A 21,445-nucleotide genomic window follows, 5' to 3' on the forward strand; every position below is an offset into this window, starting at 1 on the left:
TTAACCGCGTGGCGCCTGGGCGCCGGCGACTTTCACGTTATTGCCCGCCATTTTCGGCGCCGGGTTACTGGCCTCCAGGGCCTGACGCTGCCGTGCGAGGGCGGCGAGGGTTTGCTCGCTGGCCATCGGTGTTTCCTCCGGGGTTACCGGCGAACCAGGGCGCACGCGCTGCAGGCCCTTCACCACGATGCGTTCGCCCTTGTCCAGGCCGCTGCGGACGATGCGCAAGCCTTCAAGTTTCGGCCCCAGTTCCACGGTGCGGTAGGTGGCTTTGTTGTCCTTGCCCATCACCAGCACGAACTTCTTGCCAAGGTCGGTACCCACGGCTTCGTCGTTGATCAGCATGGCGTCGTACTGGGCGCTGCCGACCAGTTTCAGACGCGCATACAAGCCTGGTGTGAACTCGCCGTCGCTGTTGTCGAATACCGCGCGACCCCGGATGGTGCCAGTGCGCGGATTGACCTGGTTGTCGACGAAGTTCATGTGGCCCAGGTGCGGGTTGCCGCTTTCGTTGGTCAGCCCCAGGTATACCGGGGTGCTCTGGCCACGCTGGCCTTCACGGGCCAGCTGGGTGTACTTGAGGTACACGCGCTCGTCGGCGTCGAAGTAGGCGTAGACTTTGTCGGTGGATACCACGCTGGTCAGCGGGGTGACATCGGCGGTGACGATGTTGCCGGCGGTGAACTCGGCGCGGCTGACACGGCCGCTGATGGGCGCAGTGACGCGGGTAAAGCTGAGGTTCAGGCGCGCCAGGTCGAGCTGGGCCTGGATCGCATCGACGCCGGCACGGGCTTCGGCGGCAGCACTGCTGCGCGATTCGGCCAGTTCGGCGGAGATGGCGTTGCTGTCACGCAGGCGCTCGCCACGGCGGGCTTCGTTGGCGCTGCGGATGGCGGTGGCCTTGGCCTGTTGCAACTGGGCTTCGAGGCGGCGTACTTCTGCCTGGAACGGGCGCGGGTCGATCTGGAACAGCAGGTCGCCTTTTTTGACCTGTGCGCCTTCAGTGAAGGCCACCCGGTCGATCTGGCCGGAGACCCGCGGGCGCACTTCGACGGTTTCCGGGGCTTCGAGGCGGCCGGTGAACTCGTCCCATTCGGTGATCGGTTGCTCGATCACCTTGGCCACGCTTACCTTCGGCGCGGCGGGCGCCTGCACGGCGTCGGGGGTTCGACCGCAAGCGCTGATCACCACCACTGCCAGGGCAGCGAGGGGGAAGCGCAAGGGTTTGAGTGATTGTTCCATGGAGAACTCCGCCAATGTATTAGTAGTGGGCGGAGTGTGAGTGTGTTGCGCGTGAGGTACGAATCGAACGGGGCGAAGGTTAATATCACGCTGAATGATAGGTGGGGATCAATTATCGATGGCGGCCATGGTTGGGCGAAGCGCACTGCCTGTGCAGGCATCCCTTTACGCGAAAACCTGGGCCTGGCCATTCAGTGAATGCTTGAGGCCAGCTCGAAAATCGGCATGTACATGAGGATCACGATCAGGCCGATCAGCAGGCCGATGAAGGTCATCAGCAACGGCTCGAACAGTTTGACGAACCATTCCACCCAGCGGCCGATTTCCTGGTCATGGAAATCGGCGCAGCGCTCCAGCATCTCGCCCAGGTTGCCGGACTGCTCGCCAGCCCTGAGCAGGCGCAGTGAAACCGGCGTCACCAGGTGCCCGGCCGCCAGTGCATCGGAGAGCGGCAGCCCTTCACCCACCCGCTGGCAGGCCTGCTCCAGGCCCTGCGCTGCTGCGTTGCCGAGCAGGCCGCGGGCCATGCCCATGGCGGTGAGGATGGGAATGCCGCCTTGCAGCAGGATGCCCAGCGAGCGATAGAAACGCGCCAGCTCGTACATCATCAGGCGCTGGTGCAGTGCTGGCAGGCGCCGCAGTTGGCAGGAGGCCCAGTACCGTACACGCGGGTGCCTACGCAGCAGCCAAAGCGCCGCGACCCCACCGACGCTGCCCAGCGCCAGGGGCGCTTGCTGGGCATGCAGAAACAGGCCGACCTGCATCAGTACCCGTGACAACCAGGGTAGTTCGGTGCCCATGCCCTCGAACACTTGGCTGAAACGCGGCACCACATAGCCGAGCAGGAACAGCACCACCCCACCCCCCACCAGCAACAGCAGCAACGGGTAGACCGAGGCACCCACCAGCTTCTGTCGGACCAGGTCCAGGCGCTGGCGATAGCTGATATAGCGGGTGAGGGCATCGCCCAGGGCGCCGGTGCGTTCACTGGACTGCACCAGCGCCACATACAACGGCGGGAATACACGCGGTTGCTGGCCCAGTGCCTGGGACAGCGAGCGGCCCTCGTACAACTGGCGTACCAGCTCGGCGAGCACCTTGCGCGCTGTTGCTGCCGGGCTCTTCTCCGCCAGGCTTTCCAGTGCGTCGATCAGCGGCAGGCCGGCATTGAGCAAGGTTGACAGTTCCTGGCTGAACAGCACCAGGTCGAACGCCGCTTCACGCCGCCAGGCCATGCCGCGCAAGGCGCCGCCGCTGCTGCGCAGGCTGAGCACACGCAGGCCTTGGTCTTCGGCCTGGCGGCGGGCCTGGTCCGCGTCCTCGGCATCGATCTGCAACTGCACCACGCCCTGCCTACCCAGGGCCTTGAGGCTGTAGCGCATGGCCGCTCTCCTTACTGCCAGCTGGTAATTTCGGCGTTTTCCCCATCGCCACCCGGCTGGCCGTCCTTGCCCATCGACAGCAGGTCGTACTCACCGCCGTTCTCGCCGGGTTGCCGGTAGATATACGGGCGGCCCCACGGGTCTTGCGGCACGGCCTTCTGCAGGTACGGGCCGGTCCAGCGAGCCTCGCCACTGGGGGCGACCACCAGTGCCTGCAAGCCTTGTTCGCTGTTGGGGTAGTGGCCGACCTCCAGGCGGTACAGGTCCAGGGCCTTGCTCAGCCCCTCAATCTGCGCCCGCGCAACCTTGGCCTCGGAGCGGCCTAGCTGACTGAAGTACTTGGGCGCGACGATGCCGGCCAGCAGGCCGAGTACCACCAGTACCACCAGGAGTTCAAGCAGAGTGAAGCCACGTTGCGGGTTGGTTCTGCGCTGCATGGTGAAGCCCTCCACTGCTATGGGGACAAGCGTTGACATGCACCATGCAACAGCCGTGCACGTCTGCCCCGGGGCCTTGCGCCATGGGGCACAGGAAGCGGCACAGTGCTTGCGTCGTGGTGACTGTCCTCGGGTTTTCCGGGGCATTTCCCCCACATCGGGGCCACGACGAAGAGGCGACCGGCATGCGTGGACTCATCCTCGGTTTGATCTGGCTGGCGGCAGGTGCTGCCCAGGCCGATGTGTACATCTCAATCGATGCCAAGGGTGGCTACGTGCTGACCAATGTCCATCGACCAGGGCGCCACTATGAGAAGGTGATCAACGAGCCGCTGTCCCAGGGGGGGCCGGTCAAGGCGCAGATGATCACTGGCCGCCCTTACGCCGAGGTCGTCGCCACGGCTGCGCGCATCCACAACGTGCCGCCGGCGCTGCTGCACGCGGTGATCAAGGCCGAGTCCGGCTACAACCCCAAAGCCCGTTCGCGGGCGGGGGCAGTGGGGTTGATGCAACTGATGCCGGATACCGCCCGCGAGATGGGGGTGCAAGACCGGCTGGACCCTGAAGACAATGTGCAAGGCGGGGCACGCTACCTCAAGCAAATGCTTACCCTGTTCGACAATGACATCACCTTGGCTGTGGCGGCCTACAACGCCGGCCCGGATGCTGTATTGCGGCGCGGTGCCGTGCCGCCGTTTGCCGAGACCCGGCGCTATGTGCCCACGGTGCTGCGCGAATATCGCAAGTTGCAAGGGTTGACTGATGATTCCCCCTTGTAACACCTGGCTTGCAGCTCCCGTATTCCACAGGGGCAGCGCCACCTTCGGCTGTATCGGGTAGGGTGAAGTGAGGAGAGGATCAATACCCTTCGGCGGATGCCATCAATTTAATGCCATGGATTCCCCAAGTCTGGGCTATAACCTTCTAAAGGTGCCCAACTGAGGTGTCCGTTATGGACGTCGCCCCTCGTTCCGACACTATTGACGTGCCTGCCGGTAGCGAGTTGGCCGTCCCGCGCAAGCCGTTCAACCTGCTGCGCTGGTATGCCTGGGTCAGTCTAGCCATCATTCTCTCGGTGGCGGCCGGGCTGGGGCTGATTTCCAGCCGCTTCATCATCGACGAGAGTGTCGAGCGTGATGCGTTACTCACCGCACAGTTCATCACCTCCATCGCCGATGCCGAAGTGCGCCATGTGTCGATCCCCAATGTGCGGACCATGGGCGAACTGCTCGATCCGCGCACCGACCGCAACAACTTGCCCGAGGTCGACCCGGAAGCCCGGCGCATGGCCCGTGGCGAGTTCCTTGACCATATCGCTCACCTGCCCGATATTCTGCTGGCCAATATTTATGCTTTGGACCATACAGTGATCTGGTCCACCAACCCGGCACTGATCGGCAAGCTGATTGAAGGCGACGAAGACTTGAATCGGGCTTTCGAGTACAAGATGCGGGTTTCGGCCAGCTACCACAATTTCGAACAGGCCCGCACCGAGCAGAAGTTCATCACCCCGCCCAAGCAGCTATTCATCGAGAACTACATTCCGCTGTTCGATGCCGATGGCGATCAGGTCACAGCGATGGTCGAGATTTACAAGGAACCCCATGACCTGATCGTACGCATCGAGCGTGGCCTGATCCTGATCTGGTTGGCCATCACCGTCGGCGCTGCTCTGGTCTATGTCGGCCTGTACGGCATCATGCACCGCGCCGCGCGGCTGCTGGCGGTGCAGCAAAAGCGGCTGATCAGCAGCGAAACCTACGTGGCACTGGGTGAGGTGTCGTCGGCAGTGGCCCATAGCCTGCGCAACCCGCTGGCCAGCATCCGCTCAAGTGCCGAACTGGCCCAGGCGTTCGACGAAGGCCCGGCGCAGAGCCAGGTCAACGACATCATCAGCCAGGTCGATCGCATGTCGCAGTGGATCCGCCAGATGCTGCAGTCACTGCGCCCGCTGAACGACGAGGCGTTGGCGGTGGACTTGCCGCAGGCGCTGGAGGAGGCCCTGCAGACCTACGCTGTGCCGCTGGCGCGCAGCGGAGTAAGCCTGGACCTGCAACCCTTACCGGCCGTGCAGGTGTTGGGGCACCCGGTATTACTGCGCCAGGTATTCAGTAGCCTGATCGCCAATGCCTTGGAAGCGATGGAGCAGGGCGGGCGGTTGCGTATCGAAGTGGTACGTCACAACCGGCGCAGCCTGACCTTGCGCCTGTCCGACAATGGCAATGGCATGAACGACGAGCAGCAGCGAATGGCCTTCCGACCATTCTTCACGACCAAACCAGGTGGGCTGGGGGTGGGGCTGGTGCTGGTGAAGCGCATCATGGAACGCTTCGGCGGTACGGTTCGGCTCAGCAGCAGCGAGGGCCATGGCACGAGGGTTTCGTTAAGTTTCCGACTGACCTGAAAGCACCAAGACACATTAATAAAGGGATGTAAGATGTTGATATAAAAGGTAATAGCGTTTTGGGTCAAAATCACCCAAATGTGGGGAAGACTCCTCAAAATTAATCTAGAAAGTTATTTCAACTTACTGATAAATAACAGTTTTAATAGGTAATAGTCCTGCTGGCTGAGTTTTTGCAGCGTAATTTGTGAAGCGCGACACACGACAAAGGGCAGCTGCGACTGCCGGGTGGATTGCTAACCATTGGCTACTGCCATTGGCCTTGGTGCAGTTCTGAACGTACGCCCTGCGTGGGAACTACGCGATGCAGATGCTGGAAAACGAAGCGCCCGAAAAGGCCAATGCGACCGCCAGCGGGCTGGCCGTACCCTTGCGTGAATTCAACCTGCTGCGCTGGTTTTCGGTGATCAGCCTGTTGATCATCACCACGGTGGCCGGTGGGCTGGGTTACGTCTCGACGCGCTTCGTGGTGCGCGACAGCGTGCAGCGCGATGCCATGCTCACCGCGCAGTTCATTCAGGCAATGGCCCAGGCCGAAGTGCGCCATTCGCAATTGCCGCCGGGCACCACCATGGGCGAGTTGCTGGACCCGCAGCTGGACCTGCAGCACCTGCAGTTCACCCCGGCGTTGGCCGAAGCGACCCGGGCCGAGTTCCTCGATCATGTCAAACACCTGCCGGATACCTTGCTGGCCAATGTCTACGCCCGCGACCGCACCATTGTCTGGTCCACCAACGTCGAGCTGATCGGTAAGCGGATAGGGGATGATGGTGATCTTGAGCGCGCTTTTCACTCGCGCAAGGCGGTGTCGGCCAGTTATCACAAGGCCGCCGAGGATCGCGAAGAGCAGAAGTTCCAGCGCGCACCGCGTTACCTGTTCATCGAGAATTACATCCCGCTGTTCGACAGCCAGGGCGAGCAGGTACTGGCCATGGTGGAAATCTACAAGGAGCCGCAGGATCTGATCCGGCGCATCCAGCGCGGCTATTTGCTGATCTGGGCCTCTACCTTGGTGGGCGGGGCGTTGATCTACTTCGGGCTGTTCTGGATCGTGCGCCGGGCGGCGCACATGCTGCGCCTGCAGCAAGAGCGGCTGGTGGCGAGCGAAACCTATGTGGCGCTGGGTGAAATGTCGTCGGCAGTGGCTCACAGCATGCGCAATCCGCTGGCCAATATCCTCTCCAGCGCCGAACTTGCCCAGGAGACCGCCAACCCTGCTGCGCAGAAGAACATCACTGACATCATCAGCCAGGTCGACCGCATGTCGCGCTGGGTGCGCGACTTGCTGGTGTCGTTGCGCCCGGCCAGTGATGAACCCGAGGCCGTGGACCTGGTGGCGGCCATCGAGGACACCCACCTGGCCTTCGCTCAGCAGATCGAACGCAATGGCGTGCGCTTCCATTTCGAAGGGCCTGACGTGCAGTGGGTGGTCAGCCAGCCGCTGCAGCTCACGCAGATTCTCAACAGCCTGTTCTCCAACGCCCTGGAGGCCATGCCCGCTGGCGGGATGCTCAATGCCCAGGTCAATGTGCAAGAAGGCCTGCGTGCCGAGTTCGTGCTGACCGACACCGGCAAAGGCATGAGTCAACAGCAGGAACGGATGGTGTTCAAACCGTTCTTCACGACCAAACAGGGTGGCCTCGGCGTAGGCCTGGCCCTGGTCAAGCGCATCATGGAACGTTTTGGCGGCTCGGTCAGCCTGAGCAGCCGCGAAGAGGAAGGAACCCGCGTCAGCCTTACATTCAATATTGCAGCGGGAGGGGAACATGGAGCACAGCATCCTGGTCGTCGAGGATGATGAAATCCTTGCCGACAACATTCGCACTTACCTCAGCCTCAAGGGCTACGAAGTCATCGTGTGCCACAGCGCAGAGCTGGCGCTGGAGCAGATCAAGCGGGCGCAGCCTGACGCGGTGCTGACCGACAACTCGTTGCCAGGCATGAGCGGGCACGACCTGTTGCGTACCCTGGTGGCCCAGGCGCCAGGCCTGAAAGTGATCATGATGACCGGCTACGGCAATGTAGAAGATGCCGTGCAGGCGATGAAGGAGGGCGCCTTTCATTACCTGACCAAGCCGGTGGTTTTGGCCGAGCTCAAACTGACCCTGGACAAGGCCCTGGCTACCGAGCGTATGGAACGCACGCTGTCGTTCTACCAGGAGCGCGAGGCGCAGAAGTCCGGGTTGCAGGCATTGATCGGCGAGTCGCCGGTGATGCTCACCCTCAAGCACACCCTGCGCCAAGTGCTCGATGCCGAGCGGCGCATGGCCAGTGACGACCTGCCACCGGTGCTGATCGAAGGCGAGACCGGTACCGGCAAGGAGCTGGTGGCCCGTGCCCTGCATTTTGATGGTTCGCGCAGTAAAGGGCCGTTCATCGAGTTCAATTGCGCTTCGATCCCTGCCAACCTGCTTGAGGCCGAACTGTTTGGCCACGAGAAGGGCGCGTTCACCGATGCCAAGGAGCGCCGGGTGGGGTTGGTGGAGGCTGCCGATGGCGGCACCTTGTTCCTTGACGAGATCGGCGAAATGGACCTGGTGCTGCAGGCCAAGCTGCTCAAGTTGCTGGAAGACCGCAGCATCCGCCGGATTGGTGCTGTAAAGGAGCGCAAGGTCGATCTGCGGGTGATCAGCGCCACCAACTGTAACCTGGAACAAATGGTGCAGCAGGGCAAGTTCCGCCGTGACCTGTTCTTCCGCCTTCGCATTATCGCCTTGAAGGTGCCGCGCCTGTATTCGCGTGGCCAGGACATACTGCTACTGGCGCGGCATTTCCTTGCCCACCATAGCCGCCGTTATGGCAAGCCGAACCTGCGCTTTTCTGCCGAGGCCGAAAACCTGATGCTCGGTTATAGCTGGCCTGGCAATGTGCGCGAATTGCGCAACATGCTGGAGCAGACCGTGTTGCTGGCGCCGAACGAAGTCGTGCAGGCGCATCAGTTGAACCTGTGCATGACCTTGGTTGACGAGCCGTTGGCGCAGCAGCCGATGGCGGCCATGTTCGAAATGCCGCGGCACGAGCCAGAACCGGGTACAAGCCTGCCTGACATGGAGCGTGACCTTGTCTGCAAGACCTTGGACCGTACCGACTGGAACGTGACCAAGTCAGCGCGGATGCTGGGGTTGTCGCGGGATATGCTGCGTTACCGGATCGAAAAACTGGGGCTGACCCGGCCCGACAAGCGTCAGTGGTAGTCAACGGTTACCTGTGCCCGAGCTGCCTTCTCCTTGCCGGCCGGTACCTTCCGACCCACTGCCATCCATCCCCGGCAGATTGCGGTTGTCATTCTGCATGGCTGGCGGGCTTTGTGGTTCGTTGCCCTGTATGCGCGGGTCGGTATCCCGCGGCAAGGGCTTCTCGATCGGGTTGAGGGTGCTGTCCACGCCTGGCTGTGGCGCTGTATTGTGCGGATCGTCGGGGTAGGTCGGGCCTGTGCCGACAGCAAAAGCCAGCGGCGAGGCGAGCAGGGCAATCGACAGGATGATTGAGCGGGGCATGGCAGGCTCCTTTGCTATACGGGTAGGGCTCATACTTCCCTTTGGCCTTACCCGAAACGTGAAGGTGCCATTACCCCGATCAACGGTCACACCACCAGCGACAGCAACATGATGAAAATGATGCCGACGATGGACAGGATCGTCTCCATCATGCTCCAGGTCTTGAAGGTTTCTGCCACGGTCATGTTGAAGTACTGTTTCACCAGCCAGAAGCCGGCGTCATTCACATGGGACAGGATCAGCGAGCCGGCACCGGTGGCCAGTACCAACAGCTCACGGTTCACCCCCGGCACCAGATCGATCACCGGCGCCACGATCCCCGCGCCGGTAATGGTGGCGACGGTGGCGGAGCCGGTCGCGATGCGGATCACCGCCGCCACCAGCCAAGCCAGCATGATCGGCGAAATTTCCGCCTGCACGGCCATTTGCCCGATCACGCTACCCACACCGGTGTCCACCAGCATTTGCTTGAAGCCACCGCCAGCGCCGACGATCAGCACGATGGCTGCAGTCGGTGCCAGGCTCTGGTCGAGCATCTTCATGATCTGCTGGCGATTGAAGCCGCGAGCCGAGCCGAAGGTGTAGAAGGCCAGCAGCAGGGCGGCGAGCAGGGCGGTGATCGGGTGGCCGATCAGGTCCATCCACTGGCGCACGATGTGCTCGGCAGGCAGCACCACGTCGGCGAACGTTTTCAGCAGCATCAACGCGACTGGTAGCAGCACGGTGATCAGGGTGATGCTGAAGCTTGGCAGGTTGCCCTGGTCGGACTCCTTGGCGATCTGGTCCATCAGTTCCTGGGACGGGTTGCCCGGGATGTAGCGGGAGATGAAGTTACCGAACAGAGGGCCGGCGATGATCGCGGTGGGTAGTGCGACGAGCAGACCATAGAAGATGGTCTTGCCAATGTCAGCATGGAAAATGCCGATTGCCAGCAAGGGGCCCGGGTGTGGTGGCACCAGACCGTGCACCACCGACAGGCCGGCCAGCAGCGGAATGCCGATTTTCACCAGCGATACGCCGGAGCGCCGGGCGACGATGAATACCAGTGGAATCAGCAGCACAAAGCCGATTTCGAAGAACAGCGGGATGCCCACCAGAAAGGCGGCGAACATCATCGCCCAATGCACGTTCTTCTTGCCGAAGGCGCGGATGAGGGTTTGCGCGATCTGGTCGGCACCCCCGGAGTCGGCCATCAGCTTGCCGAGCATGGTGCCCAGGGCAAGCACGATACCGACGAAGCCGAGTACGCCGCCAAAACCATCCTGGAACGATTTCATGACCTTGGCCACCGGCATGCCGGAGGTCAGGCCCAGGAAGCCGGCCGCGAGGGTGAGGGCGACGAAGGGGTGAACCTTGAAGTGGGTGATCAGCAGGATCAGTCCGACGATGGTAACCATCGCGTCGAGCAGCAGTAAAGTATCAGTAGCCAGTCCGAACATGGTTTGAAGGCCTCGGTCTTATCGTTGTTTTGGGCGTAGCTTTTTGGAGTCTTTGCCCGCTTTACGGGTCGGGGTAGCGCTGTCTTGGGTGAGACGGAAAAACCACCGAGGTCAGGCGGTTTGCGCCAGGCCCGGCTCACCGCAGCGCTTTAGCCAGCGGTCCACCGCTTCGGCCAGTGCTTCGATCGGTTGGGTGGCGTCCAGAGCAAGTGTCAGGGGCTCGCCACGTGGCGATTCCAGGGCAGCGAACTGGCTGTCGATGAGGCTGGCCGGCATGAAGTGTCCTGGGCGAGCCAGCACGCGTTTTTCAGCCTCGGCAGGCGACAGTTCGAGGAACACGAACACCAGCCCGGGCATGGCATCGCGCAGGGTATCGCGGTAGCGGCGCTTGAGTGCCGAGCAGGTCAGGATCGGGCGTTCCCCGGCTTGGGTGGTGGTTTGCAACTCTTCACCAAGGCGGACCAGCCAGCCGGCACGGTCACTGTCATCCAGCGGGATGCCAGCACTCATCTTGCGGATGTTTTCGGCAGGGTGGAAAGCGTCGCCTTCGATCAGGCGGCCGCCGCTTTTGGCAGCGATGGCGGCGCCGATGCAGCTTTTGCCGCAACCGGCCACGCCCATCACCACAATGGCAGACAGGGGAGAATTCATCAGTACCTCCTGCGGGTGAGATAGCGCTGTCTCGCCATTGACGAACAGACACCTCCCCGGTGTTATTGGTCTTGTCCTTACGCAGTATGGACGCCTGGTGGCAAGCGCGTGGTGGCTGCTACCAAAGATTACATTGCCTGCATCCTGAGACAGCGCTACCTTAGTGGCCGTTCCCTATCCTTGCAAGTAGTAAAATTACAACATTCATGTCCCGCACCGGCTCCCGTACTACAGGTCGTCCCACCCTGGCTGAAGTTGCCAGGCTTTCCGGGGTTTCCCCGATTACCGCTTCGCGCGCCTTGCGTGGGGTCAGCACGGTTGCGCCTGACCTGGTGGAAAAGGTCATCGCGGCGGCGGCTAGCCTCGGCTATGTGGCCAACCCGGCGGCCCGGGCGCTGGCCTCGGCGCGCAGCCAGTCGGTGGTGGTGTTGATCCCGTCGTTGTCCAACCAACTGTTCATCGACACCCTGGAGGCCATTCACGAGGTCATGCGCCCGCGCGGGCTCGAGGTGCTGATCGGCAACTATCACTACGACCTTGCCGAAGAAGAGAACTTGATCCGCAATTATCTGGCCTATCAGCCCTGCGGCATTTTGTTGACCGGTTTCGAGCGTAGCGATGCTGCGCGGCAGATGCTGGCTGCCAGCGGCGTGCCGTGTGTGCACATGATGGAGCTCAATGGCGAGCCAGGGGCTTTGTCGGTCGGTTTCTCGCAGCATCAGGCCGGACGTGCTGCTGCACGGCACCTGATCGAACGCGGGCGCAAGCGCCTTGCATTCATTGCCGCGCAGCTGGACCCGAGGGTGATGCAGCGTGCCGAGGGATTCCGTCAGGCATTGGCAGAGGCCGGTTTGCAGGCCGCCGAGCTGGAGGTGTTGGCCCCGGAGCCATCGTCGATTGCCCTGGGCAGCGCGCTGTTCAGCCAGCTGATGCAGCAGGCGCCGGATGTCGACGGCATTTTCTTCTGTAACGACGACCTGGCCCAAGGCGCGGTGCTGCAGGCCTTGCGTCAAGGGGTGGAGGTGCCACGTCAGGTGGCGATGGTCGGTTTCAACGATTTGCCGGCATCGGCGCATATGGTGCCGCGGCTGACCTCGATTCGCACACCACGGGCTGCGGTGGGGCGGGGCGCAGCGCAAGCGCTGCTGGCGTTGCTGGATGGCAAGCGGGTGACGAACGCGCAGCAGGATCTGGGCTTTGAGCTGATGGTGCGCGAGAGCTCCTGAGAGCGACCGTCAAGGCGTCGGCGCGTCCTCAAGACAGGCGCTGTAGATTTAGATTCTCTGTTGGCGGTCAAGCTTTTCTGAGGTGTTCCATACCCGTTTGTGTCAGGGCGGCAAGGTGCCTGCCTTGGTTTTTACGGTGATGCGTAGATCCAGCGCCGCCCGCGCGGCGCATCGCGAGCAAGCTCGCTCCTACATTTGTTTCGGGCCAATTATTCCTGGGGCAGACGCGCACGTCCCCTTGGCGCTCACCTCGATATCGTGGGGACAAACAGGGCGGTCGCGTGCGCAGGCACAGTTTGTGTCAGGGCGGCAAGGTGCCTGCCTTGGTTTTTACGGTGATGCGTAGATCCAGCGCCGCCCGCGCGGCGCATCGCGAGCAAGCTCGCTCCTACATTTGTTTCGGGCCAATTATTCCTGGGGCAGACGCGCACGTCCCCTTGGCGCTCACCTCGATATCGCGGGGAACAAACAGGGCGGTCGCGTGCGCAGGCACAGTTTGTGTCAGGGCGGCAAGGTGCCTGCCTTGGTTTTTACGGTGATGCGTAGATCCAGCGCCGCCCGCGCGGCGCATCGCGAGCAAGCTCGCTCCTACATTTGTTTCGGGCCAGTTATTCCTGGGGCAGACGCGCACGTCCCCTTGGCGCTCACCTCGATATCGTGGGGAACAAACAGGGCGGTCGCGCGCGCAGGCACAGTTTGTGTCAGGGCGGCAAGGTGCCTGCCTTGGTTTTTACGGTGATGCGTAGATCCAGCGCCGCCCGCGCGGCGCATCGCGAGCAAGCTCGCTCCTACATTTGTTTCGGGCCAATTATTCCTGGGGCAGACGCGCACGTCCCCTTGGCGCTCACCTCGATATCGTGGGGACAAACAGGGCGGTCGCGCGCGCAGGCACAGGCGATACTGGCCCGAAACAAATGTAGGAGCGAGCTTGCTCGCGATGCGCCGCGCGGGCGGCGCTGGCTCTCTGAGGCGCCACAAATGCCACAAATGCCACGACTTGCCAACGGCGTTCTATGCTCAAGAAACCGCGCATAGGGAGCCCCGCGTCATGTTCGATTTCCATCGCAAGTCTGATTTGGCAGAAATCCAGCGCAGCCGCCAGGCGCTGGCCGATGCGCAAGCCAAACTGGCTGCTATCAGCCGTTCCATGGCGATGATCGAGTTCGCCCCTGACGGTACTATTCTCGACGCTAACGAGCGCTTCTGCCAGGCCATGGGCTACAGCGCCGAGGAGCTGCGAGGTAAGCACCACCGGCTGTTCTGTGAGCCGGACTATGCAAAAAGCGCCGAATACCAGCAACTGTGGCGCGAGTTGGGGCAGGGCAAGGCAATCAGCGGTACGTTCGAGCGCATCGACAAGGCGGGGCGCGAAGTCTGGCTGGAAGCCAGCTACATGCCAGTGCTGGACGAGCAACGGCAAGTCACCAGCGTAATCAAGGTGGCATCTGACATCACCCAGCGGGTGGTGCTGGAGCACGAGAGCGAAAGCCTGCTAAAGGCCATCAGCCGCTCCATGGCGGTGATCGAGTTCACCCCACAAGGCCGGGTGATCAAGGCCAACCAGAATTTTCTCGACACCATGGGCTACCGCCTCGATGATGTGGTTGGCCGCCACCACGGGCTGTTCTGCCTGGCGCATGAACGCGAATCGGCCCAGTACCGCGAGTTCTGGGCTTCTCTGAACCGTGGCGAGTACCATTCACATCGCTTCGAACGCGTCAACAAGCAAGGCCAGACCGTCTTCCTGGAGGCCTCCTACAACCCGATCTTCGACAGCAAGGGCCGCCTGTGCAAAGTGGTCAAGTTTGCCAGCGACATCACCCAGCAGGTCTGCACCCAGCAAAGCGCCGCCCATGCCGCTCATGCCAGTTCGGTGCAGACCGATGCCTGCGCGCGCAAAGGTACCGAGGTGGTGCAACAGGCGGTGCAGGTAATCGAGCAGATTTCCCAGGAGCTTAACGACGCAGCGCGCAGCATCGATGCGGTGAACAAGCAGTCGGATGTGATCGGGCAGATTGTGCTGACCATCCGTGGCATTGCCGACCAGACCAACCTGTTGGCCCTTAACGCAGCCATCGAGGCTGCACGTGCCGGCGAGCACGGGCGCGGCTTTGCCGTGGTGGCCGATGAGGTGCGCAACCTGGCCGCGCGAACCAGCAAGGCCACCCTGGAAATTGTCGATGTGGTGCGGCAGAACCACGACCTGTCGCTATTGGCAGTGGCCAGCATGCAATCGAGCCTCAACCGCACCGGTCACGGCGTGGCGTTGGCCAATGAGGCGGGCACGGTGATCATGGAAATCCAGCAAGGCTCACGGCACGTCGTGGATGCCATCAGCCAGATCAGCTCGACGCTGCAATTGCACTGAGCGCCTCGCGCATCTCGTCAAGCAGTGCCTGCAGGCTGACTTGCAGTTGCGCGCGTTGTTCGGCGGTCGGCAGCCCTAGTGCGTGTGCGTGTTCGATAGCTTCACAGTCTTTGACCACGGTGCGCACCCTGATCATTTTGGCGCCACCCTTGATGCGGTGGGCCAAGGCACGCACTGCGTCATCAGGGGCGTCTGTTGCCAAGGCGCGCAGGGCGGCCAGGTCTTCACCGACACTGATCGACAATTGCTCCAGCAAATGCCGCGTCAACTGTTCGTCGTCCTGGGTCAGGTGGCGCAATTCGGCCAGGTCGAACCCACTATGGCAGGGGGCCGGCGACGGCTGCTGAGGGTGCACCAGGGGCAGATGGGTCTTGAGTGTGCGCAAGCCAATCGGCTTGAACAGGCATTCGTCCATGCCGCTGGCCAGGCAGCGAGTACGCTCCTCGGCCTGGGCGTTGGCGGTTACCCCAAGAATACGGCCTGCCGGCAGGCCGCGCTCGACCTCCAGGCTGCGAATGCGCCGGGTGAGTTCATGCCCGTCCATGACCGGCATGCTGCAATCGGTAATCACCAGGTCGAAACTCGCGTCCTGCCAGCGTGCGAGGGCGATTTCGCCATTTTCCGCCAGTGTCACGTGGTGCCCCAGGGTTTGCAGTTGCCGTTCCAGCAATAGCAGGTTGGCCGGGTAGTCGTCGACCACCAGGATATTGAGCGGGCCGCTGCTGCTTTCAGGCGCCGTGAGTTGCTCTTGCGCTTGTGCCGGTGCTGCGCAGACGGGCAACTGCAGGTTGACTTGCACCCGGGTGCCAACGCCCTCGACGCTCTGAAGGCTCAAGGAGCCGCCCATCAGTTCGGCCAGGGTACGGCTGATGACCAACCCCAAGCCAGCCCCTTGACGTGCCCTGGGCCCATCGACCTGAACGAAGGCATTGAACAGCCTGGCCTGGTCGGCGGGACGGATGCCGATGCCGGTGTCGCGCACATTCAGCTCGATTGCCAGATTGCCGTGGCCGGCAACTTTGGGTAGCAGCAGACATGCCTGGACTTCACCACGGTCGGTGAACTTGATGGCGTTGCTGATCAGGTTGGACAGAATTTGTTTGAGTCGCAGTGGGTCAGCCAGCACCCATACCGGTTCTGCCGGCAGCTCGCCCTGCAGATGCAACCCTTTGGCCCGGGCATTGCCTTCGAACACCCGCAGCGTGGCGCGCACCAGCTCGACCAGATTGGTAGGCACCGGCTGCAGGCTGATGTGCCCGGATTCGATGCGAGAAATATCGAGAATATCGCCAATCAGCTCAAGCAGGCCAATGGCCGAATCATGGGCGGTCTGCAAGGTCTGGGAGTCGCTGCGGCCGCTGCGGCTATCTTCCAGGGCCAGTTCCAGCAGACCGATCACGGCATTCATCGGGGTACGGATTTCATGGCTCATGGTGGCCAGGAAGGTGCTTTTGGTCTGGCTGGCCTGTTCAGCGTCGTCCTTGGCCTGGCGTAACTGCTCCAGCAGCCCGCGGCTCAGCGCAAGCTGTGCCTGCAGCGCGTGCTGTGCCTCGGTTCGCTGGTTGATCAGCTTGCGCAGGTAGCTGTTCCAGAACACCACCCCGGCCAGCAGCAGGGCCGACAGTACGAGCACCTGCAAGGCCAGGGTGCGGTAGTCGCGCCATGGGCTGTCGCTCACCAGTGTGCTGGTACGCCAGCGGTTGATCAGTTGGTCGAGTTCTTCAGGCGGAATGCTTAGCAGCGCCTTGTCGAGAATGGCCTGCAACTGGGGCTGGTCGGCGGCTACGGCAAAAGCGGCAATGGCCGGGGCATCGTCGAGCACGCCGGCGATGCGCAAACGTTCCTTGAACACATGGCTGATGTAATAGGTAGCATTGATATGGCTGCTCAGGGCCACGTCGGCAACACCGTTGGCCACGGCCTCCATCTGGGCGAGGGGGTTGTCAACTTCGACCAGCTCGGCCTGTGGGTATCGCTGTTGCAAAACGGCCTCCTGGGGGGAACCGCGCACCAAGGCGATGCGCTTGCCATCCAGGTTCTTGGCCTGTGCAGATGATTCGCCGTCGTCACGGGTGACGAGCACGCGCGGGCTGACCAGGTAGGGGCGGGTGTAGCGCAGTTGCTTCAAGCGGTCGGCGCCATAGCCCAGCGCGCCGATCATCTGTGCCTCGCCGTGGACCAGGCGGTCGATCATGACCTGCGATGAAGCACTCTCGACCGGTTTGAACTGCAGCCCCGTGCGCAATGAGATCTGCTTGAGCAGGTCCAGGGTGATACCGCTAGGGCGGTGCTGAGCATCATTGAACGTCAAAGGTGCCAGCGAGGTATTGACCAGTACGCTGATCGTGGGGTGGGCGGTGATCCAGGATTCTTCTTCTTCGCTCAAGGCAGTGAGGTGGCGCTGCAGCAGCAGGCTGGTGTTACCACTGCTCCAACGGCGCAGAATGTTCAAACGTTCACTTTCGCTTATACGTGACAGCGCCTTGTCCACCAGCCGATGCAAGCGCGGGTTGTCGCTGGCGATGGCGAAGGCAAAAGCTTCTGGGGCCAGTTGGGAGAAATGGTCGATTTTCAACGTGCCCTGAAAACTTTTGCCGATCATGTAGTCGGTGCTGATGGCATCGCCCAGATAGGCGTCTGCCTCGCCCAGCACGACGGCAGCGAGCCCGGCCAGGGTCGAGCGGTACAGGCTCAGTTGCGCCTTGGGGTACTGGGCGCGAACGCTGGCGGCCGGCAGGTAATGATCGACCATCGCCAGGCGCAGGCCGGCAAGGTTGGGCGTGCTTTTCAAGCTGCGCCCCTCGAGGGTGACGATCACTGGCAGGTCGTCGGCATAGGGGGTGCTCAGGCTAAGTTGGGCGTCCGCCGCTTCGAAAGCGTTGGAGCTACCCAGCAAGTCGATACGGCCATCACGCAGGGCAGTGATGGCCTCGTGACGGCTGTCAAAACGGCGTACTTCAATGGGTATGTCAAGCTGTTCGCCGATGATGCCGGCGTAGTCTGCACTCAACCCCTCATAGTCATGCTGACTCACGTTGATTTCGAACGGGGGGTAGTCGGGGCGCGCACTGCCCAGTACCAGGCGTTGGTGTTGTTTCAGCCAGTTGCGGTCCTCGCCGGATAACGCCAGCGGGGCAGCGGCACTGATTGAGCGTGCCAGCAGATGGCGTGGTTCGCTGCTGGCCTGCAGCACCATGGAGTTGGCCAGACCTAGAGCCAGAAGGACGCTCGCCAGCAGCTGTTTCATGGCAGCCGAGCGCTCAATAGACGTTGTTGCGCTTGGCCAGGTCGACCATTTCCACCAGCGACTCGGTCTTGAGCTTTTCCATGATACGGCCCCGATAGGTGCTGATTGTCTTCGCGCTGAGGTTCATGCAAGTGCCGATGTTCTTGTTGTTCTCGCCGCGCGCGAGGCGCCGCAGCACTTCCATTTCCCGGTTGGAGAGACTGGCCAGGCGCACTGGCTCGCTCTCCAGCGAGTTGCTGTTGACCGACATCTGCGGAAAGGTCGAATAACCCTTGGTCAGGGCCTTGAGGGCGAACAGCAGAGCCTCGTGGTCCTCTTCCTTGGTGACGAAGGCGCCTATCCCGGCATCCAGGCAGCGGCGTACATACAGGTCAGTGGCCTGGCCGGTCAGCACCATGATCTTCGGTACCGGCTCCAGGCTCTGCAATCGCTTGATGACTTCCATACCGTCCAGGCCAGGCAGGCCGATGTCGAGGATGACCACGTCCGGGCGCAGTTCGCGGGCTACCTGAGCCACTTCACTGCCATTGCCGACCTCGCCGACGACATGGAAGCGCTCGCGCTCGAGCAGTAGGCGCAAGGACAGCCGGACAATAGGGTGGTCGTCGACGATCAGCACGGTTGTCATGAGGAAAACTCCTGTAGGGATGTGGTCCGCTTCCTGGAACACTCAGGAATACGTCTGCAAGTGGGGTTATCGGAAGCGCTGCACGATACGACCATTCCCGAAGTTTGGTAATGCCGAGTATAGAAGTGTTGAAATCCTCAGTGCTTATTGTTGAAAAATCCTACAAGAAACAGGAAAGACATCACCCTGAAACAGCGGTGATGCCGATTCTTTGCAGTTGCTCAGGCGCAGGCTGCGTGCGGTTTGTGTATACGCAGTGTGGAGGCAGGGTTGTTGGCCAATGCCTGCCCGACCCGCGTCGGGCGGGCTACCAACTGCCCGGTACAATTCGGGCAGCGGCCTTGGAAGCGGATTTCGGCACAGGCACGGCAGAACGTGCATTCGAAGGAGCAGATCAGAGCGTCGGGGCTGTCACCCGGCAGGTCGGCATCACAACACTCGCAGTTGGGGCGTAACTCCAGCATGGGCATGACTCCTGTTCGCAGGCGTAAACCCGGAGTCTGCTACGCCCGAGGCAAGGCTGGCAATGTTCAGTCGCCAGGGCGGTACAGGTGGGCATGCCCGGCACGGTACAAGGTCGATTCGGCGAACGGCGTATCCCCCAGTACATGACCTACCAGGATCAGCGCCGTGCGCCGGAAATCCTTGGCCGCTACGCGTTCGACAATGTCACCGAGGTTGCCGCGCACCCAATCCTGGTCTGGCCAGGTGGCCCGATGCACCACCGCAACCGGGCAGTGCGCGCCATAGTGCGGCACCAACTCATCGACAATGCGCGACAGGTGCTTGACCCCCAGATGAATTGCCAGGGTGCTGCCATGGCGCGCCAGGTCGCCCAATTGCTCACCAGGTGGCATGGGCGAACTGTCGCCATAACGGGTAAGGATCACCGTCTGCGCCACTTCAGGCAAGGTCAGCTCGCAGCCGAGCAGGGCGGCGCTCGCTGCCGTGGCGGTAACGCCGGGGATGACCTGGTAATCGATGCCTAGCGCCTGCAGGTGGCGGATCTGCTCACCGATGGCGCCGTACAGGCTGGGGTCGCCGCTATGCACCCGGGCCACATCCTGACCTTGTTCGTGCGCGCTGCGCATGGCAGCGATGATCTGTTCCAGATGCAGTTCGGCGCTGTTGATCACGGTTTCGGCCTGGTGGCCTTCGAGCACGGCGGCGGGCACCAGTGAACCGGCATAAATGATCACTGGGCACTGACGAATCAGCCGTTGGCCCTTGACCGTGATCAGCTCCGGGTCGCCGGGGCCGGCACCGATAAAGTAGATGGTCATGCTAAGTCCTGGCAAGAAAGAGGGTACGAAACGTTCAGCAGGCCAGGGCGAGCGTCGCCGGGCCCAGTACCTGGCGCGTCAGTAGCAGGCTGGCTGTACCCTGCCGCTGGCTGGCCAGGGCCAGTGCCGCGCTCTCGGCTACGCCCCAGCAGCCGCTGTGCCGGTAGGCAGCGGCGGACCGGTGGCTGAGCAGTGGTTCATAGGGTTGCAGTTGCGCGACATGGTACAGCACCAAAGGCAAACCTAGGTGCTCTGCCAGTTGCAACAACCCGGGCTCGTCGGCCTTCAGGCTGATGCTTGCGATGCCGCGCAGGTCAGCCAACGCCAGGCCCTGGTCGTCCAGAGCCTGGTGCAGCAAGCGATGCAAGGTGTCCGCCGGGCAACCCCGGCGGCAGCCAAAACCAGCGTAGAAGGCAGGCATCAAGCCTGGCTGGAACGGCGGAACAGCCAGGCGCTGAGCAGGCCCAAGGCCAGCCAGAAGGCGGCGTTGGTCAGCCAGGAGGCGACTTTGAACTGGGTTTCCAATGCTTCGGGGGCCAGGCTTTCGTGCACCTCCGGTTGCGGCGCACCGATGACATGAGGCATGACCAGCAGCACGGCGCCCAGCGCCTTCAGCAGCCAGTGGCGGGCAAACACCAGCAAGGCCAGGCCCAGCGCAGTGGCACTGGCTGTACCGACCCACCAGGTCTGGCGTTGCCCCAGGTCGGCGGCCGCAGTACCTGGCAGTTCTGGTGGCAAGCCCAGGGTTGGGGCCAGGCAGAACACGGCGAAGCCAGCCAACCCCCACAATGCGCCAGTGGCGGCGCGTTTGGGCTCGCGAAGGCTGTAAAGGGCGGCGAGGATCAGGGCGAAGCCGACCGCGACCACCAGGTTGCCGCCTGTGGTGGACAGCACGCGCTGCCAGCCGTCTTCCGGCGACCAGGCTTCGGCGCTGTGTTCATGAGCGGCCACTTCGCTACCGTGTTCGTGGTGTGCGGCCGGGGCCGAGGACTCGTAGGTTTCCGCCTCCAGAATCAGCGGAGCAACCCAGAAGCTTTGCAGCAAGGTCAGCAACAGGGCTGCAAGGAGCCCGCTGAAGCCCGCAGTACGGGCAATGCGCGTGATCATCAGGCGTACTCAGTGGCAGGGGAAGGCGGCGCTGTGGCGGGTGTCGTGGGCGGCGTTGTGCACGGCCTCAATGTGCGAGAACCCGGCAAAGTAGACCAGGCACAGACCCAGCAAGCTGGCACCGACGGCGATAGTTACACGCCGGCTGAGGGTAACGGGGGTAGCAAGGCTGTGTTGTTTGGCGCTGGTGACGGGCATGACGCGATCCTCTGCTTTTTTGTGGGCAACGGGCGAGCGCGGCAGCCCCGGACGTGGTCGCCCAAGGGAATGCAACAGCGCCCGCCCACCGCGGGGTGTTCATGAACGTCAGGCCGGTCTCCGGGCTTGCGAGGAAGAGCTGGGCTCCTGGAACGCGTCACCTTCCCATGCCGTACTACAAGGCACAGTGGTACAGACGCTTCACTCGCTTACCGTTGCGGGGGCAGCACCGGCATTGTCCGGCCCTGCAGAAGGGCCTGGGACGCACCGGTTTCCCGTTTCACCCCGTGAGGGGCACCTGAACGCGAGGCATAAGGAGAGCATGGGGCGGGCTTG

General features: G+C 62.4%; 19 protein-coding genes and 1 riboswitch. Of the genes, 6 read left to right on the forward strand and 13 right to left on the reverse strand.

Features of this window, described 5'->3' with window-relative positions; all coding sequences use genetic code 11:
- From QCL51_RS12055 to gspG, 3 genes are all read right to left on the reverse strand, one after another.
- Positions 1 to 1,242, reverse strand: a complete 1,242-nt coding sequence (locus QCL51_RS12055) for an efflux RND transporter periplasmic adaptor subunit (protein ID WP_021782979.1) — start codon at positions 1,240 to 1,242, stop codon at positions 1 to 3.
- Positions 1,243 to 1,433: 191 nt separating this feature from the next.
- Positions 1,434 to 2,624, reverse strand: a complete 1,191-nt coding sequence (locus tag QCL51_RS12060) for a type II secretion system F family protein (protein WP_021782980.1) — start codon at positions 2,622 to 2,624, stop codon at positions 1,434 to 1,436.
- A gap of 11 nt (positions 2,625 to 2,635) precedes the next feature.
- Entirely contained in the window at positions 2,636 to 3,061 is a 426-nt protein-coding gene (gspG, locus tag QCL51_RS12065) for a type II secretion system major pseudopilin GspG (RefSeq protein WP_003253843.1), read from the reverse strand.
- Between the two features lie 185 nt (positions 3,062 to 3,246).
- On the opposite strand from gspG, the gene QCL51_RS12070 reads away from it, so the two are divergent.
- From QCL51_RS12070 to QCL51_RS12085, 4 genes are all read left to right on the forward strand, one after another.
- Positions 3,247 to 3,840: a lytic transglycosylase domain-containing protein gene (locus QCL51_RS12070; protein WP_021782981.1), complete on the forward strand. Its 594-nt coding sequence runs from the start codon at positions 3,247 to 3,249 to the stop codon at positions 3,838 to 3,840.
- Between the two features lie 173 nt (positions 3,841 to 4,013).
- Complete coding sequence (locus tag QCL51_RS12075; RefSeq protein ID WP_021782982.1) at positions 4,014 to 5,465, forward strand: HAMP domain-containing sensor histidine kinase; 1,452 nt, start codon at positions 4,014 to 4,016, stop codon at positions 5,463 to 5,465.
- A 304-nt stretch (positions 5,466 to 5,769) separates the two neighbouring features.
- Complete coding sequence (locus QCL51_RS12080) at positions 5,770 to 7,263, forward strand: HAMP domain-containing sensor histidine kinase (protein ID WP_338444873.1); 1,494 nt, start codon at positions 5,770 to 5,772, stop codon at positions 7,261 to 7,263.
- Entirely contained in the window at positions 7,232 to 8,659 is a 1,428-nt protein-coding gene (locus QCL51_RS12085) for a sigma-54 dependent transcriptional regulator (RefSeq protein ID WP_338444874.1), read from the forward strand. The genes QCL51_RS12080 and QCL51_RS12085 overlap by 32 nt, the downstream gene beginning before the upstream one ends.
- Here the strand turns inward: QCL51_RS12085 and QCL51_RS12090 are convergent, their stop codons facing one another.
- The 3 genes from QCL51_RS12090 to QCL51_RS12100 all read right to left on the reverse strand — a co-directional run bounded on the left by QCL51_RS12090 (position 8,660) and on the right by QCL51_RS12100 (position 11,052).
- Positions 8,660 to 8,962 carry a hypothetical protein gene (locus QCL51_RS12090; protein ID WP_021782985.1) on the reverse strand — a complete coding sequence of 101 codons (303 nt, stop codon included), beginning with the start codon at positions 8,960 to 8,962 and terminating at the stop codon, positions 8,660 to 8,662.
- Positions 8,963 to 9,048: 86 nt separating this feature from the next.
- Positions 9,049 to 10,401 (reverse strand): GntP family permease, encoded by a 1,353-nt coding sequence (locus QCL51_RS12095; protein WP_338444875.1) that lies wholly within the window; start codon positions 10,399 to 10,401, stop codon positions 9,049 to 9,051.
- A gap of 111 nt (positions 10,402 to 10,512) precedes the next feature.
- The gene (locus QCL51_RS12100; RefSeq protein WP_021782987.1) at positions 10,513 to 11,052 is read right to left on the reverse strand and encodes a gluconokinase; all 540 of its coding nucleotides are present in this window, start codon (positions 11,050 to 11,052) and stop codon (positions 10,513 to 10,515) included.
- A 206-nt stretch (positions 11,053 to 11,258) separates the two neighbouring features.
- Here QCL51_RS12100 and QCL51_RS12105 point away from each other — a divergent pair, with 206 nt between their 5' ends.
- Positions 11,259 to 12,278 (forward strand): LacI family DNA-binding transcriptional regulator, encoded by a 1,020-nt coding sequence (locus QCL51_RS12105; RefSeq protein WP_021782988.1) that lies wholly within the window; start codon positions 11,259 to 11,261, stop codon positions 12,276 to 12,278.
- 1,048 nt (positions 12,279 to 13,326) lie between these two features.
- Positions 13,327 to 14,646, forward strand: a complete 1,320-nt coding sequence (locus QCL51_RS12110) for a PAS domain-containing methyl-accepting chemotaxis protein (protein WP_021783830.1) — start codon at positions 13,327 to 13,329, stop codon at positions 14,644 to 14,646.
- On the opposite strand, the gene QCL51_RS12115 is transcribed toward QCL51_RS12110, so the two are convergent.
- The 7 genes from QCL51_RS12115 to QCL51_RS12145 form a co-directional block, all read right to left on the reverse strand.
- Positions 14,621 to 17,893, reverse strand: coding sequence for a transporter substrate-binding domain-containing protein (locus QCL51_RS12115; protein ID WP_021783829.1), 3,273 nt, complete (start codon positions 17,891 to 17,893; stop codon positions 14,621 to 14,623). The genes QCL51_RS12110 and QCL51_RS12115 overlap by 26 nt on opposite strands.
- A 13-nt stretch (positions 17,894 to 17,906) precedes the next feature.
- On the reverse strand, positions 17,907 to 18,521 hold the full coding sequence (locus QCL51_RS12120; protein WP_021783828.1) for a response regulator transcription factor: 615 nt from the start codon (positions 18,519 to 18,521) through the stop codon (positions 17,907 to 17,909).
- Positions 18,522 to 18,742: 221 nt separating this feature from the next.
- Positions 18,743 to 18,985, reverse strand: a complete 243-nt coding sequence (locus QCL51_RS12125; protein ID WP_338444876.1) for a DUF1272 domain-containing protein — start codon at positions 18,983 to 18,985, stop codon at positions 18,743 to 18,745.
- A 66-nt stretch (positions 18,986 to 19,051) separates the two neighbouring features.
- Positions 19,052 to 19,804 (reverse strand): precorrin-4 C(11)-methyltransferase, encoded by a 753-nt coding sequence (gene cobM / locus QCL51_RS12130; protein ID WP_021783826.1) that lies wholly within the window; start codon positions 19,802 to 19,804, stop codon positions 19,052 to 19,054.
- Positions 19,805 to 19,838: 34 nt separating this feature from the next.
- Positions 19,839 to 20,225 carry a cobalamin biosynthesis protein gene (locus QCL51_RS12135; RefSeq protein ID WP_103462457.1) on the reverse strand — a complete coding sequence of 129 codons (387 nt, stop codon included), beginning with the start codon at positions 20,223 to 20,225 and terminating at the stop codon, positions 19,839 to 19,841.
- Complete coding sequence (locus QCL51_RS12140; RefSeq protein WP_021783824.1) at positions 20,225 to 20,911, reverse strand: CbtA family protein; 687 nt, start codon at positions 20,909 to 20,911, stop codon at positions 20,225 to 20,227. Before QCL51_RS12140 ends, QCL51_RS12135 begins: the two co-directional genes overlap by 1 nt.
- 9 nt (positions 20,912 to 20,920) lie before the next feature.
- Positions 20,921 to 21,109, reverse strand: a complete 189-nt coding sequence (locus QCL51_RS12145) for a CbtB domain-containing protein (protein WP_021783823.1) — start codon at positions 21,107 to 21,109, stop codon at positions 20,921 to 20,923.
- A 93-nt stretch (positions 21,110 to 21,202) separates the two neighbouring features.
- Positions 21,203 to 21,426: riboswitch (cobalamin riboswitch) on the reverse strand.
- Positions 21,427 to 21,445: the final 19 nt, after the last annotated feature.

Origin of the sequence: Pseudomonas sp. LTR0, from assembly GCF_036630035.1 — a bacterium.
Classification (GTDB): Bacteria; Pseudomonadota; Gammaproteobacteria; order Pseudomonadales; family Pseudomonadaceae; genus Aquipseudomonas; species Aquipseudomonas putida_Y.

Excerpts from the sequence above, each read along its gene's own strand:
- QCL51_RS12100 (WP_021782987.1), bottom strand. The coding sequence starts at position 11,052 with ATGAATTCTCCCCTGTCTGCCATTGTGGTGATGGGCGTGGCCGGTTGC.
- QCL51_RS12105 (WP_021782988.1), top strand. The coding sequence starts at position 11,259 with ATGTCCCGCACCGGCTCCCGTACTACAGGTCGTCCCACCCTGGCTGAA.
- QCL51_RS12085 (WP_338444874.1), top strand. The coding sequence starts at position 7,232 with ATGGAGCACAGCATCCTGGTCGTCGAGGATGATGAAATCCTTGCCGAC.
- QCL51_RS12115 (WP_021783829.1), bottom strand. The coding sequence starts at position 17,893 with ATGAAACAGCTGCTGGCGAGCGTCCTTCTGGCTCTAGGTCTGGCCAAC.
- QCL51_RS12110 (WP_021783830.1), top strand. The coding sequence starts at position 13,327 with ATGTTCGATTTCCATCGCAAGTCTGATTTGGCAGAAATCCAGCGCAGC.
- QCL51_RS12145 (WP_021783823.1), bottom strand. The coding sequence starts at position 21,109 with ATGCCCGTCACCAGCGCCAAACAACACAGCCTTGCTACCCCCGTTACC.
- QCL51_RS12140 (WP_021783824.1), bottom strand. The coding sequence starts at position 20,911 with ATGATCACGCGCATTGCCCGTACTGCGGGCTTCAGCGGGCTCCTTGCA.
- QCL51_RS12055 (WP_021782979.1), bottom strand. The coding sequence starts at position 1,242 with ATGGAACAATCACTCAAACCCTTGCGCTTCCCCCTCGCTGCCCTGGCA.
- QCL51_RS12120 (WP_021783828.1), bottom strand. The coding sequence starts at position 18,521 with ATGACAACCGTGCTGATCGTCGACGACCACCCTATTGTCCGGCTGTCC.
- QCL51_RS12135 (WP_103462457.1), bottom strand. The coding sequence starts at position 20,225 with ATGCCTGCCTTCTACGCTGGTTTTGGCTGCCGCCGGGGTTGCCCGGCG.
- cobM (WP_021783826.1), bottom strand. The coding sequence starts at position 19,804 with ATGACCATCTACTTTATCGGTGCCGGCCCCGGCGACCCGGAGCTGATC.
- QCL51_RS12075 (WP_021782982.1), top strand. The coding sequence starts at position 4,014 with ATGGACGTCGCCCCTCGTTCCGACACTATTGACGTGCCTGCCGGTAGC.
- gspG (WP_003253843.1), bottom strand. The coding sequence starts at position 3,061 with ATGCAGCGCAGAACCAACCCGCAACGTGGCTTCACTCTGCTTGAACTC.
- QCL51_RS12095 (WP_338444875.1), bottom strand. The coding sequence starts at position 10,401 with ATGTTCGGACTGGCTACTGATACTTTACTGCTGCTCGACGCGATGGTT.
- QCL51_RS12060 (WP_021782980.1), bottom strand. The coding sequence starts at position 2,624 with ATGCGCTACAGCCTCAAGGCCCTGGGTAGGCAGGGCGTGGTGCAGTTG.
- QCL51_RS12080 (WP_338444873.1), top strand. The coding sequence starts at position 5,770 with ATGCAGATGCTGGAAAACGAAGCGCCCGAAAAGGCCAATGCGACCGCC.
- QCL51_RS12090 (WP_021782985.1), bottom strand. The coding sequence starts at position 8,962 with ATGCCCCGCTCAATCATCCTGTCGATTGCCCTGCTCGCCTCGCCGCTG.
- QCL51_RS12070 (WP_021782981.1), top strand. The coding sequence starts at position 3,247 with ATGCGTGGACTCATCCTCGGTTTGATCTGGCTGGCGGCAGGTGCTGCC.
- QCL51_RS12125 (WP_338444876.1), bottom strand. The coding sequence starts at position 18,985 with ATGCTGGAGTTACGCCCCAACTGCGAGTGTTGTGATGCCGACCTGCCG.